A 14,727-nucleotide genomic window follows, 5' to 3' on the forward strand; every position below is an offset into this window, starting at 1 on the left:
CGCGCAGTCGCTACCGTTCCGGGTCGCCAAAGAAGGAGTCACGCGGACGCGAACGCGAGCGTGAAGGTTACTCCAGCAGGCCGAGTTCTTCGAGGCGCGAGACGATCTTATCGACCGCCTGCTCCGCGTCTTCGGGTTTCTTGCCGCCGGTGATGACGAGCTTGCCGGACCCGAACAGGAGCGCGACGACTTCGGGTTCGTCGAGGCGGTAGACGAGACCGGGGAACTGCTCGGGCTCGTACTCGATGTTCTCGAGTCCGAGACCGATGGCGATGGCGTTGAGGTTGAGGTTGCGACCGAGGTCCGCGGACGTGACGATGTTCTGGACGACGATCTCGGGGTCCTCGTTCACGTCGATCTGGAGTTCGCGGAGCTTGTCGAAGACGATTTCGAGGCTCTCGTGGACGTCGGCCGTACTCTTCGCGCCGGTACAGACGATCTTGCCGGACCGGAAGATGAGCGCCGCGGACTTGGGATTCTGGGTCCGATAGACGAGACCGGGGAACTGCTCCGGGTCGTAGTCGGCCCCCTCGAGGTCCATCGCCACGCTCTGCAGGTCGAGTTCCTGCCCGATACCGGTGGAGGCGACCACGTTTTCAATGTTGATGGTCTCCTTTGGGTCGGTCATGTGCGACTTAAATGTCGTATTTAAGGTTTATAAAGGTTGGTACTCTCTACTGATAGGTGTGGAACTAGTTTTTATGCGTTCAGGCGGCCGGAGAGCAGCCCCGACCGCAGACGAAACCCCCAAGAGCCACCGCCGAGTCCGGTAGACCGTGTACGCGCTCGAACTCGGCGGTGAGGACGACCAGTTCGCGGCCGCGGAAGCGGCGAGCGCCGCGACCGGCGTCGAAGTCGTCGCGCCCGGACTCGCCACCGCGACCGCGATCACCGACCGCGTGCGGACGCTGGCCTATACTCACCGCGCCAGCGAAGTGGTCGGGCGGACCGACGCGACGCTCGCGTCGGCGCGCGCGCTCCTCGACGCGGCCGGAATCGACCGCGAGGGCACCGTCGCGGTCCGCGCCCGCGACGTGCGCGAGACGGCCGACATCGACACCCAACGCGTCGAACGCGAACTCGGGAGCGTCCTCACCGACCGCGGGTTCGCGGTGGACTTGGACGACCCCGACCACGAGCTTCGAGCGCTGTTTAGCGAGGCGCGAAGCGCCTCGGAAGGGTCGAGCGACGAGCCGCGAGACGACACCTGCCTACTCGGGTGGCTCGCCGCCGAGAGCGTCCGGGACTTCGGCACGCGGAAGCCGACCGACCGACCCTTCTTCCAGCCCGGCGGGATGGACCCCCTGCTGGCCCGCGCGCTCGTCAACCTCGCCGGTGCCCGACCGGGCGCGACCGTGCTGGACCCGATGTGCGGCACCGGCGGCGTCCTCATCGAGGCCGGACTCGTCGGGGCTGAGGTCCTCGGCGCGGACGCCCAGCGCAAGATGGCCCGCGGCGCGGCCGAGAATCTGGCGCACTACCTCGGGGGCGAGCGCGCGGACAGCGGGACTATCGACGGGCGAGCCGCGGGCGACTGGGCGACCTTACTGGGCGACGCGACTCACCTGCCGTTCCCCGACGGGTCGGTAGACGCCGTGGTCTTCGACGCGCCCTACGGCCGCCAGTCGAAGATAGCGAACTTGGAGTTGGACGACCTCGTGGCCGGTGCGCTCGCGGAGGCCCGCCGGGTCGCCGACCGCGCCGTCGTCGTGGGCGACCGGTCGTGGGCCGACGCCGCGCGCGACGCGGGGTGGGCCGTCGAAGATGAGTTCGAGCGTCGCGTCCATCGCTCGCTAGTCCGGCACGTCGTGGTGCTGTCCGACGACGCGACGCCGGGCGACCCCGACTCGTTCGATGCCGAACGAGGAGCGAGCGAGTAGCTAGCTCTCGGCGTCGCGGGCGTGCTCCCGGAGTTCTCGCTCTTCTTCCGTCTCGACGGTGAGTTCGGGGACCGGAACCGGCGTGCCCTCCTCGCCGAGCGCGACGAAGGTGAACGTCGAACCGGTGGTGCGCTCGGCGTCGCCGGTCCGGGGGTCCTCGCGCCACGCCCGGAGGCGGACCTTGACGCTGGTCTTCCCGGCGGCGTAGACGTAGGCCTCGATGAGCGCGATGTTCCCGACCGGGACCGGCCGGTGAAACGAGAGGTCGTCCACGCCGGCTGTAACGCAGGTCTCGCCCGCGAAGCGCATCGCGGACATCGCGCCGAGTTCGTCCATCCACTTCATCAACTCGCCGCCGTGGAGCGTCTCGTAATTGTTGGCGTCGTTGGGCTGGACGCGGTAACGGTTCCGAATCTGAGTGTCCGAGAGCGTCGGCATGGCCGTTGCTTCGCGGGCGACGGGGAAGAAACGTGGGCCGGCGCTCGCTACGCGTGCGTCGCACCGAGTTCCGCAAGCAGGTGGCCGATGTGGACGCGGTCGTTCGCGCCCTCGGCGAGGTCAGCGTCTATCTCGCCCGCGAGACGGGTCAGTTCGGCGAGTTCGTCGCCGGAGTACCGCCCGGAGTGAGCCACGTCCAGAATCTCCCGGAGGACTTCCTCGCCGCTGAATCCCTCGTCGATGAGCAGGTCGTCCAAGGTCTTGCGAGCGTCGGAGAACTCGCCCGCCTCGGCGGCGTCGAGCATCGATTCGATTTCGGCCGCGACGCCCACGTCGCCCAGCACCTCGTAGGCGGCGTTCATCGTGACCTCGCCCTCCTGCTGGGCGGTGGTCTGGGCGCCCAGGATGGCCTTCCGGAGGTCGCCGCTGGCGTACCCCGCGACGTATTCGAGACCGTTCTCGTCGTACTCGACACCCTCGGCCTCCACGATGCCCTCCAGTACACTGACGATTTCCTCGACCGAGGGCGCGCGCATCGCCACCGGGAAACAGCGCGATTTGATGGGCGGGATGAGTTTGGTCGGCTGGCGCGTCGTGATGACGAACTGGGTCGCCTCGTGGTGGCGCTCCATCACCCGGCGCAGCGCCTGCTGGAAGTCCTCGCGGATGGCCTCGGCGTTGTCCAGCACGACGGTCTTGTACGTCCCCGAGACCGGCGAGTAGCTCGCCGATTCCTTGAGGACGTGGTTGATGAGGTCGGCCTTCGAGGAGTTGCGGCGGCGCTTGCTGTCGATGAACGACGCGAAGCGCGGGTCGTTGGCTATCTCCTTTTTCGTCATCCCGAAGAAGTCCGCGACGTTTATCTCCACGAGGTCGTTGTCCGGGTCGGCGTGGGCTTCGCGGGCCAGCGCCCGCACTGCCGCGGTCTTGCCCGCTCCGGCCGGGCCGTGGATGACGAGGTTGATGGGTTCCTCGACGGCCTTCTGGAGGTAGTCGCGGACCTCCGCCTGAGGAAGGTCGGCGAGGTCGGGGGCGTAGCGTTCGGTCCACAGCGGCGCGTCCATTAGCGGCCGGTAGGGTGTCGGCGGGTAAGAATCGGTCGGTCCCGAACGGACCCACGTAGCCCGTGACGCTCGCGTACGGACTCGGTAGATTCGGTCCTTCCAGGTCGGCTCTCTGAGCCGACCGCCGGATATCGCGTTATTTCCCGCCGTTGCCTTGCTTTCCGTTGCCCTGCTTTCCGTTATTCCCGTCGTTCTTCTCCTCGAACTCGACGCTCAGTTTGGCCGACCCGTTCTCGGTCTCGACTTCGACTTCGAGTTCGTCGGCGTCGGGCACCGCGAACGTGAGGTTCCCGTCGGCCGCCGTCTCGCCGACGCGCTCGCCGTTCACCGCGACCGTGGCGTTCGCCACGGCGCTTCCGTTCTGCGTGACCGAGACGGCGACGTTCTCGCCGCGCGTGACGTTGCCGAGGAGCGTCGCGTTCAGCGCCGTCTCGTCGTTCTCTTTGGTTTTGTTTTCGTCCTCGCCGCCCTTCTCGTCGCGTTCGTCGCCCTTCTCGTCCCCGTCATCGACCGATTCGATTTTCTTGTCGGTCCCCGACTCGCTGATGACGGGTTTGAGGATGTACTTCCCGCTCTTGCCCGCTTCGAACACGGAGATGTCGAAGACGTAATCGACCGACTCGTTCGCGCCGACCGTGAACGACTGGTGAATCTGGAGCTTCTCGCTCGGGAGTTTGACCCGGACCTCCTCGCCGGTCGTCAGCGTCCCGTTGACCTCGGCGACGTGGACGAAGACGGTGTCGTAGGTGCCGTTGGCCACGTCGAAGGTACCGAGTCGGGTCGCGTTCGCGCCCGGAAGCGTGGTCAGGTCCACGGTGCGATTGGCGACGTCGTGGTTCGTCCAGCTGCCGTCGGCGCGCTTCATCCCGACCCGAGTGACGGTGACGTTCAGGTGTTCGAAGTCGCCCATAGCGTTGCGCTCGTCGCTCAGGTAGAAGTTCACTGCACTGGCGTCGGTAGCGCCGCCGCCGCTCGCGGTCGTTTCGTCGGTCGTGGTCTCGCCGGGTGTGGTTTCGGCGAGCGTGGTTTCGCCGTTCGTCGTGGGCGTTGCCGTTCCACCCTGCCCGCCGACACAACCGGCGAGGAGTAGCATTACTGCGAGACAGACTGCCGTGTAGCGTCTCATGACAGTCACTTCGGACTCAACGGCGGTTGATAAATATCGGTTCCCGTTCGGAATCGTTTCCACCCCGCTCTCTTCCTGCGGTTCAACGGTTTGAACGATGAAAATAGTAGGAATTCGAATCGTCCGCGCCGAATCGCCGGAATCGAGACTACGCGGCGGAGGTGGTGGTCTCGTTACCGGCGGCGGCGGTAGTCGTCGCTTGGCTCGAATCCTCCAGCACGATGACTCCGAGTTCGCCGAAGTTGCGGGTGTACACGCCGTGGATGTACTGGCGCGCCGGCACGCCTTCGGTGTCTATCTCGAACTCGACGGTGGTCTGCTCGCCCGCGTCGAGCGTGACGTTCTGGCGAGCGATGACCGTCCCCTCCAGCCGGAAGGCGACCTCTTGGGTCGCCTGCTGGTCGTTGGGGTTGCTGACCGTGGCGCTCACCGTGATGGTGTCACCGGTGGTCGCGCTGTCGGGCGCGTCGAGTCCCGAGACCTCGAAGGAACTGAGTTCGGCCGCCGTCACGTCGCCGTCCTCAGCCGTCGTGGTGGTCTCCTCGACCACGTCTTCGGTGGTCGTGGTCTCTTCGACTTCTTCAGTCGTGGTGGTCTCCTCGACTTCTTCAGTCGTGGTGGTCTCCTCGACTTCTTCAGTCGTGGTGGTCTCCTCGACTTCTTCAGTCGTGGTGGTTTCCTCAATTTCTTCAGTCGTGGTGGTCTCTTCGACCTCCTCGGTCGTGGTCGTCTCTTCCACCACGTCTTCGGTGGTCGTCGTCTCCTCGACCTCTTCCTCAGTCGTGGTGGTTTCCTCGACTTCTTCGGTCGTGGTCGTCTCTTCGGGTTCCGCCGTCGTGGTCGTCATCGGCGGCTCGGGCATCTCGATGTCCTCGGGAGCCGTGACGACGAACGTCACGTTCTCGATGCTAACGTCGGTGATGACGTACCGGACGGTCTGGAGGTCCTTCGAGAGGTTCTCCTCGATTATCTCCTCGGCCTGCTCCGGACTCACGGTCGTCATCGGACCGGCCTGCTGCTGGGCCATCGCGCCCTGACGGAGCAGTTTGCTCAGGTTGATGGTGACGCGGCGGTCGGAGATGGTGAGGTTGCCGACTCGCTGAGTGCGGTCGGGCGTCTCTTCGTCACCGACGACGAAGGACCAGCGGTCGATCTGCATCTGCTCGATCTTGAAGACGAACCGCTGCATGTCAGCGGGCGTTTCCCCGGTCGTGGTCGTCTCGCCGACCACTTCCTCGGTGGTGGTCTCTTCGATCACTTCTTCTTCGGTAGTCGTCGTGGTCTCTTCGACTTCCTCTTCGGTCGTGGTCGTAGTCGTCTCCTCGACCGCTTCCTCGGTGGTCGTGGTCTCTTCGACTTCCTCTTCGGTCGTGGTCGTAGTCGTCTCCTCGACCGCCTCCTCAGTCGTAGTCGTCTCCTCGACTTCCTCGGTGGTCGTGGTCGTCTCCTGTGCGACCGTCACGTTGGCTTGGTCGATGAGGACCTGCCCGTCCGTGGTGTAGGGACCGTCGAGTTCGCCGGTCGAGAGGACGAAGTCGTAGACCTCGTTGTTGTTCGTGTCGAGGTGCGGCATGGCGACGAGCGTCTGGCTCTCGGTGATGGGCCGGGCGAGCGTGATAGTCACGTTCTCGTGAGTGCCCGCTTCGAGGTACACCGAGTTACCGAGGACGCTCGACAGCGGTGCCTCGGCGACCGACGAGTCGTGGATGGCGATGAACCCGCCCTCCGGCAGGGTCGCCGACTCCACGACGATCTGTTCGCCGCTAGATTCCTGCTCGTTTATCGTTATGTTCGCTTCGCCGTCGGCGGCAGTGGTCGTCTCTTGAACCCCCACGGCGTTCGTTCCCGCATCTGTCGGACTACTCGTCACGGCGAGCGATACGGCCGTTCCGCTCGCCAGAACCAGCAACACCGCCATGAAGACGGCGCTAAGTGTCTTTGTATCACGTGTCATTTGTAACCCCCATTCGGCAGGAAAAGCGACGGTGAGGCCGCGAATAAACGGGCGCGACCGTTCACGGGCGTAACAGACAGATACGGTGGTTTAGGCCTTGACTATCGGCGAATTTTCGGATTCGTCCTCGCCTCGTAATCCCTTGTTTCTGCGACGGTAACGGCGCGTACTTCGCTCGGGATTTCGAAGGCGCTTTCCCACCCGCCCCCGGAGTATCATCGAGGATGTCGATGCGCGTTACCTTTCTCGGAACCGGCGGGGCAGTGCCGACTACAGAGCGAAACCCGAGTTCGGTGCTGGTCAACCGGGAGGGCGACCGGTTGCTGTTCGACGCCGGCGAGGGGACCCAACGCCAGATGATGCGCTTCGGCACCGGGTTCACCGTCTCGGACATCTTCGTTACGCACCTCCACGGCGACCACGTACTGGGGATTCCCGGACTGATACAGACGCTCGACTTCAACGACCGCGAGGAGGCGCTGACCGTCTACACCCCGTCCGGAACCGAGGAGGACATCGACCAACTCGTCCACGCCGCCGACAACCGCCCGTCGTTCCCGGTCAACGTCTACGGCGTCGGTCCCAGCGAGGCCGCGGTCCGGCGCGACGACTACGAGGTCCGGACGTTCCGGACCGACCACGACACCAACTCGCTGGGCTACGCGCTGATAGAGGACGACCGCAAAGGCCGGTTCGACCGGGAGAAGGCCGAGGAACTGGGCGTCCCGGTCGGCCCGAAGTTCTCGCGACTCCACGAGGGCAACCCGGTCGAACTGGACGACGGGACCGTCATCGAACCCGACCGAGTGGTCGGCGACCCGCGGCCCGGCCGCCGGTTCGTCTACACCGGCGACACGCGGCCGAGCGCGACGGTCGCGGAAGTCGCCGACGACGCCGACCTGCTGGTCCACGACGCGACCTTCGCCGACGACCGCGCCGACCGCGCCGCCGACACCGCTCACTCGACCGCGCGACAGGCCGCCGAAATCGCCGGCCGCGCCGACGTCGAGCGCCTCGCGCTGACTCACATCTCCTCGCGGTACGCGGGCGACGTGTCGGCCCACCTCGAAGAGGCCCGCGAGGTCTTCGACGGCGAAGCGTTCGTCCCCGACGACGGCGAGACCATCGACGTTCCGTATCCGGACGAGTAGCTTTCGTCCGACGGATTAAATTCCCACTATGTTATAGTTTGACGAATGGTTAGAAAATAGCTGGTTTTATCCAGACGTTGTACTACCAAGCGGACGTATGCGTCAATCCGCATCGCTGCTACTGATTCTCTGCCTCGTCGTCGCGGGCGCGGTACCGCCCGCCGCGGCGAGCGGCTCCAGCACGCACGGCCAGACGGGGACCGCTGCGCCCGCACCGACCGCGGCGCAGGCCCCGACGAATAACTCGACGACCGTCACCATCATGTCGTACAACGACGTACAGACCGCGGCCGCCGAGAACGGCACGCTGCCGCGGATGGTCACGCTCCTCAACCAGCGTCGCGCCGCCCACGACAACCCGACCGTCGTGGTCGGCGGCGGCGACGAGGTCAGTCCCCACGCGCTCTCGCCGCTCAGTCAGTGGCGAGTGCCGGTGAAGGCCCTGAACGTCATCGACCCGGCCGCCGAGGTCGTCGGTAACCACGACCTCGACTACGGGTTCGACGCCGTGGCGAACTTCAGCAACGCCTCGGAGTTCCCGTGGCTGATGGCCAATATCGTGGACTCGGAGACCGGCGAGCCGATTCCGGGCACCAAGCCCTACACCGTCGTGGAGCGACAGGGCGTGAAGGTCGGCATCGTCGGCGTGGCCGACGAGAAGATCAAGTCCAAGACCGCGGTGGACTTCGCCGAGCAGGGCTACGAACTCAAGAACTACTCGGACACCGCGAGCAAGTACGCCACGATGCTCAAAGAGGAGAAGAACGTCGACGTGGTGGTCGTCTCGGCTCACCTCGGCGTTCCTGTGGCGAAGAACCTCGCTAACACCACCGAGAACGTCGATGCCATCGTCGTCGGCGACGACGAAATCGAGTATCCGCCCGCGGAGACCGGCGGCGCGGTCATCATGGAGGCCGAGGCCCGCGCGGAACACGTCGCGGAACTCAACCTGACCGTCGAGAACGGCAACGTGACCGAGTGGAACGGCCGCCTCCTCGACGTGACGAAGAACGTCTCGAAGAACGAGACGGTCTCGAACATCATCACGAACGCTCGCAAGGAGGAGCTATCGAGGGTCGCCGGGAAGACGGAAGTCGAACTCGACTCCCGGTTCGCCTCGAACTACCACGACGAGACCGCGCTCGGTAACATGATCGGCGACTCCTTCCGCGCCCAGACCGGTGCCGATGTCGCCATCACGAACGCGGGCGGTATCCGCTCGAACAGCATCTACGGTCCCGGCAACCTCACGGTCGGCGACGTGTACAACATGCTCCCCTTCCAGAACACGCTCGTCACCGTCGAACTGACCGGCGAGCAACTGGAGCAACTTCTCGCCAGCCAAATCGTCACCCTCGAAAGCGAGGAGGGCCAGCAGTACGGCGCAGAGGCGAAGCTACAGGTCAGCGGCGTCACCTACGAGTGGGTCGGCCACAACGGCACCGACGACCCGGTTCGAGACGTCTGGGTCAACGGCGAACCCCTCGACGGCGACGCGACCTACAACGTCACCGTCAACTCCTATATGGCCGGCTGGGACGACTCGGTGTTGTCGAACGCCACCGTGACCAGCGAGTCCCACATGCTCTACGGGACGGCCCTGCTGAAGTACGTCCAGCGGAACAGTCCGGTCTCGCCGACCGACGAGAACCGCATCCGGCGCGTGGACGCGGAAGTCGAAACGCAGTCCGTCAGCGTGAGCGACGGGACCGCGACGGTCGAACTCGCCGCGCCCAACGGAACGCAGAACGTGAGCGACTTCTACGCGACCACCGGAAACGCGAGCGACCACCTCGCGGCCGAGTCGGCCTCGCTGTCGAACGGCACCGTGACGGTCGCGTTCGACGTCGCCGACCTCCGTAAACTCTCGGCGGGCGGGACCGTCCAGATTTACGGCGGTTACAACACCTCCGCCTACGAGCGCGTCTACTTCGCGGACTCGGTGCTGAACGCCGAAGTGTCGGCCAGCGACGTCGGAGCCGAGACCACGACGACAGCGACCACCACGACCGAAACCGAGACTCGGACCGAGACCACGACGTCCGGCGACGAGACGACCGATACCACCGCCGAGACGACCGAGAAGGCGGTCAGTGACGAGACCGAGACCGCGACCACGGGTGGGACCTCCGGCGGTGTCCCCGGCTTCACTCCGGCCACCGCGGTCGTCGCGCTCGTCGCGGCCGCGCTCCTCGCGCACCGCCGCGACTGATCGGCGACTTCGCCGACGCTCGCGGTCGAACGTTCGCTTTCTCTTCTGCGTTCGCACCGACCGAGAGTGCCCCGCGTCGGATTTATATCTGCCCGCCGCCTACCCGTGTTCGTGAACGCCCGCACGAGTGCCCTCGACACGCTCGTCTTCGGCGTGGACGTCCAGAGCGGGGACGTCCGCGGCGACGCACCCTCCTACGCGCTCGTCGCGTTCGACGGGGAGAACATCGACCGCGACGTGGTGTCACACCGCAAGCTCCGCCGACTCGTGGACCGCGAGGAACCCGCCCTCGTGGCGACCGACAACATGTACGAGTTGGCCGCCGACAAGGACGCGCTGGTCCACTTCCTGCGCGAACTTCCCGACGGGACTCGGCTGGTGCAGGTCACCGGAGCGGAGCGGCCCGAACCCCTCTCGCGAGTCGCCTCGCGCCACGGCGTCCCCTACGGCAAGAAGCCGATGAAGGAGGCCGAGGCCGCCGCGCGACTCGCGGCCGGGAACGTCGGCTACGAGGTCTCTGCCTTCACGAATACCACGGAGATAAAGGTCTCGCGGGGGCGCTCGACCGGGAAGGGCGGGTGGAGCGAGGACCGCTTCACCCGCCGCATCCACGGGTCGGTCAAGACCAAGACGCGGGAAGTCGAGAGCGACCTCGACGCCGCCGGTCTCGACTACGAGCGCGACGTGACCGAGAAGTACGGCGGGTTCTCGAACGCCGTCTTCGAGGTCGAGGGCAGACCCGAGGACATCCCGGTGTCGAACGAGCGCTCCGGTGACGTGCGCGTCGAGGTCGAGCGCCAGCGCCGGGACGGCATCGAGTTCGAACCGCTCGCCAAGCGCCGCGACCACGTGCTGGTGGGCATCGATCCCGGCACGACGACCGCGGTCGCCGTGGCGGACTTGGACGGCAACCTACTCGACGTACTGAGTACTCGGACCGCGGGCACCGCCGACGTCATCGAGTGGATAATCGAGCGCGGGCGGCCGGTCGTCGTCGCCGCCGACGTGGAGCCGATGCCCGAGACCGTCGAGAAGATACGCCGGAGCTTCGACGCCGAGGGGTGGATTCCCGCCTCGGACCTCCCGGTGGACGAGAAGCAACACCGGACCCGCGACCACGACTACGACAACGACCACGAGCGCGACGCGATGGCGGCCGCGCTCTACGCCTTCGACGACCACGAAGACCAGTTCGCCCGCATCGCCGAGAAGGTGCCCCCGCGGATGGACCGGGGCGAGGTGACCGCCCGCGTGGTCGCCGGCGAGGACTCCGTGGAGACCGCGCTGGCCGCGCTCTCGGACGACGAGGAGAACGAAGAAGAAGAGACCGAACACACCGAGCGCGAACTGACCGACGACGAGAAGCGCATCAAGCAGTTGGAGTCGCAGGTCGAGCGCCTCGAAGCCCACGTCGAGGAGCTGAACGACACCATCGAGAGCAAGGAGGGTCGCATCGGGCAGCTGAAAGGCGACCTCGAAGCCGCCAGAAGCGAGGAGCGAAAGGAGGTCCGCGAGCGCCGCGAGGTCTCGCGGCTCGAACGCGAGAACGAGCGACTGGAGCGACAACTCGACCAGAAGGACGAGCGAATCGAGGAGTTGGAGGGCAAACTCGCGCGACTCAAGGAACTCTGGAAGCTCGACCACTCGAACTTCAGCGACGTCTCCGAGAAGAAGGCCGGACTCACGCCCGTCAAGCCCGTCTCGAAGTTCACCAAGGACGCCATCGCCGAGGCCCACGAGAGCTTCGGGCTGGCCACCGGCGACGTGGTGTACCTCCGGGACGCCTCGGGCGCGGGGCGCTCGACCGCCGAGCGACTCGCCGAGGTGGAGCCGAAAGTCGTCCTGACGGGCGACGGCGGCCTCTCGGACGTGGCCGACGAGGTCCTCTTCGAGAACGAGATTCCGGTCGGGCCGGCCGACGACGTGACGATTCAGGAGGTGGACGAGTTGGCCGTCACCCGCGAGCGAGAGGTCGAGACGGTCATCGAGGACTGGGAGGCCCGCGCCGAGGAACGCCGGAAGGAGCAGAAGGCCGAGCAACTCGATAGGCTCATCAGCGAACACCGGGCCGACAGGAAGTACGACTCGCGGTCGGAGGCCAGCGGGCAGAGTCCGTAGTCTAAATTTCTCTCTCGAAGATGGGATAAATACGACGAGAACCGCCGACGCGCGTCCGAACCGTTGGCACGGTCCCGGAACGCTAAAGCACCGCGCGGAACACAGACCGCGTATGGACGCCTACGAGTTGATTTCGAGGAACGTCGAGGAGGTCGTGACCGACGAGGAGGTCGAAGCGCTCGCCGAGGACCCCGAAGGCAAGCGCGTCTACGTCGGCTACGAGCCCTCCGGCGTGCTTCACATCGGGCACATGCTCGCGGCGAACAAGCTCATCGACCTGCAGGAGGCGGGCATGGAGGTCGTCATCCTGCTGGCCGACGTACACGCCTACCTCAACGACAAGGGCACCTTCGAGGAGATAGAGGAGACCGCCGAGAAGATGCGCAAGCAGTTCCTCGCCTACGGGCTGGACGAGGACAAGACCGAGTTCGTCTACGGTTCCGACTACCAGTTGGACGACGATTACGTGCTGGACCTTCACAAGCTGGAACTCGACACGACGCTCAACCGGGCCCAGCGCGCCATGGCCGAGATTCAGGGCGGCGAGACCGCGAAGGTCAGCCACGTCGTCTACCCCCTGATGCAGGCGCTGGACATCGAGTACCTCGACCTCGACTTGGCGGTCGGCGGACTGGACCAGCGCAAGGTCCACATGCTGATGCGCGAGGAGTTGCCCGAAATCGGGTACGACGCTCGGCCCTGTCTCCACACGCCCATCATCGCGGACCTCGGCACGGGCGAAGGCAAGATGTCCAGTAGCTCGGGCGTCACCATCTCGATGGAGGACAGCACGGAAGACATCGAGGAGAAGGTCAACTCGGCGTTCTGCCCGCCGACCCGCGAACCGGAGGGCGACCTCGAAAACCCGGTGCTCGAAATATTCCAGTACCACGTCTTCCCGCGCTTCGAGACGGTCGTCGTGGAGCGCCCCGACGAGTACGGCGGGAACCTGGAGTACGACGACTACGAGGCGCTGGCCGAGGACTTGGAGAGCGGCGAGTTGCATCCCGCCGACGCGAAGGGCGCGCTGGCGACGTACTTGGACGAGTTGATCGCGCCGGGCCGCGAGAAGTTGCGGGAACTCGAAGAGTAGCGGTCTATCCGTTTTTCGGTCGTCGAATCGTTCTATCGAGTGCCGAGCGACGCGAAGCGTGAAACGGGCGCAGTTCTATTGGAAGCCGCCGCCACCGCCGCCGCCCATCATGCCGCCGAGACCGAAACTCGCCATGAGACCCGAGACGAGACCCCACGCCGTCAGGACGAACCCGAGGACGACGAGACCGATACCGGCCGCGATGATCAAGTTCTGAAGGGCGATGACCGCGATGCCTCCGAGCAGGAGCAACACCCCGACGATGCCTTTCGCTCCGAGTTTGTCGAGCATACGACGGGGTGGGTTCGGGCGTAACTTAAACACCCTTGCTCCGGCGACGGGGCGACGAACGACGGCGGATTTAAACCTCCCCGCCTCCAAACCGAAAATATGAGCGACAACGACGGCGGACGGCGGAAGAACCTCCGCATGCCCGACGACGACGAGGTCTTCGCCACCGTCACGAACATGCTCGGAGCGAATCGTGTGAAAGTACGTTGCGCCGACGGGACCGAGCGCACCGCTCGGATTCCGGGCAAGATGCAAAAGCGCATCTGGATTCGAGAGGACGACGTGGTGCTGGTCGAACCGTGGGACTGGCAGGACGAGAAGGCCGACATCAAGTGGCGCTACGACAAGCAGGAAGCCGACCAGTTGCGCGACGAAGGCCACATTCAATAAGAACGACCTTTCCAGCGGTCGTCGCGTCCGAGTCGCAGACTCGGACGCGTCCACCCTCGCAAAAACTCGACCAAAAACACCGGAGGGGCAACGTTCACCTTCCGCGCCGTCGGTCACTCCTCGGCTCGCGGTTTCACCGCTCACCAATCGCGGCGCTTTGCGCCGTGCTATCGGTCGTTTACTCGCGGATTCGATAGAAGTACTCGGATTTTTCGGCGTTCCGGTAACACCGCTGTCGGGTGGTTACGTCTGCACAAGTACACCAGACCCCAATAGGCAAGAACGCGGGCTTGCGAGCGTGCATTAAACGCGTCTCCCGTATCGTTCGTCGTGTCCTCTCAACGAGTCACCGACGAAACCGACGTAGCGAACGACGAAGCGATTCCCGCCGTCGAGGCCATCCGGTCCCGGCGCTCGGGTCACAACTTCGACCCCGAGGCCGAACTCGACGACGAGACGCTGGAGGAACTGATTCGGGACGCCGCGCTCGCGCCCTCCTCGTACAACCTCCAGCCGTGGGAGTTCGTCGCCGTGCAGGACGACGACCGACTCGCCGAAGTGGTCGAACTGGCCTACGGACAGGAACACATCGAGGAGGCCGGGACCGCGATTCTCGTGGTCGGCCACACCGAACCCGAGACGGCCGACCGCGTCTTCGAGGAGTGGGTCGAAGCGGGCCGCTTCGACGCGGAGACCGGCGAGCAGGTCAAAGAGCAGACGGTTGCCGGCTACCAGAGCGAGCAGGCCGGACGTGACTACGGCATCCGGAACGCCAGCCTCGCGGCCCAGAACCTGCTGCTGTCGGCGCACGCCCGCGGCCTGACCGCCACGCCGATGAGCGGGTTCGACTTCGAGGGGATGGCCGAGTTCCTCGACCTGCCCGAGGACAAGATTCCGGTGATGCTCGTCGCCGTCGGACCGAGCGGCGGCGAGGAACCCGCGCGACTCCCCCGACGCGACGTCGAGGAGATTCTCCACCGCGAGACGTACTGACGTCTACTCTCTCGTAC

Annotated in this window: 13 protein-coding genes; 7 read left to right on the top strand and 6 right to left on the bottom strand. The window is 65.5% G+C overall.

Annotated elements, in window-relative coordinates; genetic code table 11:
- Positions 1 to 67: 67 nt before the first annotated feature.
- Entirely contained in the window at positions 68 to 628 is a 561-nt protein-coding gene (locus tag M0R88_RS05035) for a TATA-box-binding protein (protein ID WP_115797963.1), read from the bottom strand.
- A gap of 148 nt (positions 629 to 776) precedes the next feature.
- Between M0R88_RS05035 and M0R88_RS05040 the strand changes: the two genes are divergently transcribed.
- Positions 777 to 1,880, top strand: a complete 1,104-nt coding sequence (locus tag M0R88_RS05040; protein WP_248655872.1) for a methyltransferase domain-containing protein — start codon at positions 777 to 779, stop codon at positions 1,878 to 1,880.
- Here the strand turns inward: M0R88_RS05040 and M0R88_RS05045 are convergent, their stop codons facing one another.
- From M0R88_RS05045 to M0R88_RS05060, 4 genes are all read right to left on the bottom strand, one after another.
- Positions 1,881 to 2,318: an acyl-CoA thioesterase gene (locus M0R88_RS05045; protein ID WP_248655873.1), complete on the bottom strand. Its 438-nt coding sequence runs from the start codon at positions 2,316 to 2,318 to the stop codon at positions 1,881 to 1,883.
- Between the two features lie 47 nt (positions 2,319 to 2,365).
- A complete protein-coding gene (locus tag M0R88_RS05050; RefSeq protein WP_248655874.1) occupies positions 2,366 to 3,382 on the bottom strand; it encodes an AAA family ATPase in 1,017 nt (338 codons plus the stop codon).
- A gap of 136 nt (positions 3,383 to 3,518) precedes the next feature.
- The gene (locus tag M0R88_RS05055; RefSeq protein ID WP_248655875.1) at positions 3,519 to 4,475 is read right to left on the bottom strand and encodes a DUF4382 domain-containing protein; all 957 of its coding nucleotides are present in this window, start codon (positions 4,473 to 4,475) and stop codon (positions 3,519 to 3,521) included.
- A 181-nt stretch (positions 4,476 to 4,656) separates the two neighbouring features.
- On the bottom strand, positions 4,657 to 6,462 hold the full coding sequence (locus M0R88_RS05060; RefSeq protein WP_248655876.1) for a DUF7282 domain-containing protein: 1,806 nt from the start codon (positions 6,460 to 6,462) through the stop codon (positions 4,657 to 4,659).
- A 224-nt stretch (positions 6,463 to 6,686) separates the two neighbouring features.
- On the opposite strand from M0R88_RS05060, the gene rnz reads away from it, so the two are divergent.
- The 4 genes from rnz (at position 6,687) to M0R88_RS05080 (ending at position 13,036) form a co-directional block, all read left to right on the top strand.
- Entirely contained in the window at positions 6,687 to 7,613 is a 927-nt protein-coding gene (gene rnz, locus M0R88_RS05065; protein ID WP_248655877.1) for a ribonuclease Z, read from the top strand.
- Positions 7,614 to 7,710: 97 nt separating this feature from the next.
- Complete coding sequence (locus tag M0R88_RS05070) at positions 7,711 to 9,825, top strand: bifunctional metallophosphatase/5'-nucleotidase (RefSeq protein ID WP_248655878.1); 2,115 nt, start codon at positions 7,711 to 7,713, stop codon at positions 9,823 to 9,825.
- Between the two features lie 111 nt (positions 9,826 to 9,936).
- Entirely contained in the window at positions 9,937 to 11,943 is a 2,007-nt protein-coding gene (locus tag M0R88_RS05075) for a DUF460 domain-containing protein (protein WP_248655879.1), read from the top strand.
- Positions 11,944 to 12,055: 112 nt separating this feature from the next.
- Positions 12,056 to 13,036, top strand: a complete 981-nt coding sequence (locus tag M0R88_RS05080; RefSeq protein WP_248655880.1) for a tyrosine--tRNA ligase — start codon at positions 12,056 to 12,058, stop codon at positions 13,034 to 13,036.
- A 75-nt stretch (positions 13,037 to 13,111) separates the two neighbouring features.
- On the opposite strand, the gene M0R88_RS05085 is transcribed toward M0R88_RS05080, so the two are convergent.
- Positions 13,112 to 13,327, bottom strand: a complete 216-nt coding sequence (locus tag M0R88_RS05085) for a DUF7470 family protein (protein ID WP_248655881.1) — start codon at positions 13,325 to 13,327, stop codon at positions 13,112 to 13,114.
- A gap of 99 nt (positions 13,328 to 13,426) precedes the next feature.
- Here M0R88_RS05085 and eif1A point away from each other — a divergent pair, with 99 nt between their 5' ends.
- Both eif1A and M0R88_RS05095 read left to right on the top strand, forming a co-directional pair.
- Entirely contained in the window at positions 13,427 to 13,717 is a 291-nt protein-coding gene (gene eif1A / locus M0R88_RS05090; protein ID WP_128477100.1) for a translation initiation factor eIF-1A, read from the top strand.
- 330 nt (positions 13,718 to 14,047) lie between these two features.
- Positions 14,048 to 14,710: a nitroreductase family protein gene (locus M0R88_RS05095; RefSeq protein WP_248655882.1), complete on the top strand. Its 663-nt coding sequence runs from the start codon at positions 14,048 to 14,050 to the stop codon at positions 14,708 to 14,710.
- Positions 14,711 to 14,727 lie beyond the last annotated feature (17 nt).

The organism is Halorussus gelatinilyticus, from assembly GCF_023238445.1.
In the GTDB taxonomy this organism is placed as follows: domain Archaea; phylum Halobacteriota; class Halobacteria; order Halobacteriales; family Haladaptataceae; genus Halorussus; species Halorussus gelatinilyticus.

Coding starts and splice junctions, on each gene's coding strand:
- M0R88_RS05050 (WP_248655874.1), bottom strand. CDS start 3,382: ATGGACGCGCCGCTGTGGACCGAACGCTACGCCCCCGACCTCGCCGAC.
- M0R88_RS05055 (WP_248655875.1), bottom strand. CDS start 4,475: ATGCTACTCCTCGCCGGTTGTGTCGGCGGGCAGGGTGGAACGGCAACG.
- eif1A (WP_128477100.1), top strand. CDS start 13,427: ATGAGCGACAACGACGGCGGACGGCGGAAGAACCTCCGCATGCCCGAC.
- M0R88_RS05035 (WP_115797963.1), bottom strand. CDS start 628: ATGACCGACCCAAAGGAGACCATCAACATTGAAAACGTGGTCGCCTCC.
- M0R88_RS05085 (WP_248655881.1), bottom strand. CDS start 13,327: ATGCTCGACAAACTCGGAGCGAAAGGCATCGTCGGGGTGTTGCTCCTG.
- rnz (WP_248655877.1), top strand. CDS start 6,687: ATGTCGATGCGCGTTACCTTTCTCGGAACCGGCGGGGCAGTGCCGACT.
- M0R88_RS05045 (WP_248655873.1), bottom strand. CDS start 2,318: ATGCCGACGCTCTCGGACACTCAGATTCGGAACCGTTACCGCGTCCAG.
- M0R88_RS05060 (WP_248655876.1), bottom strand. CDS start 6,462: ATGACACGTGATACAAAGACACTTAGCGCCGTCTTCATGGCGGTGTTG.
- M0R88_RS05070 (WP_248655878.1), top strand. CDS start 7,711: ATGCGTCAATCCGCATCGCTGCTACTGATTCTCTGCCTCGTCGTCGCG.
- M0R88_RS05080 (WP_248655880.1), top strand. CDS start 12,056: ATGGACGCCTACGAGTTGATTTCGAGGAACGTCGAGGAGGTCGTGACC.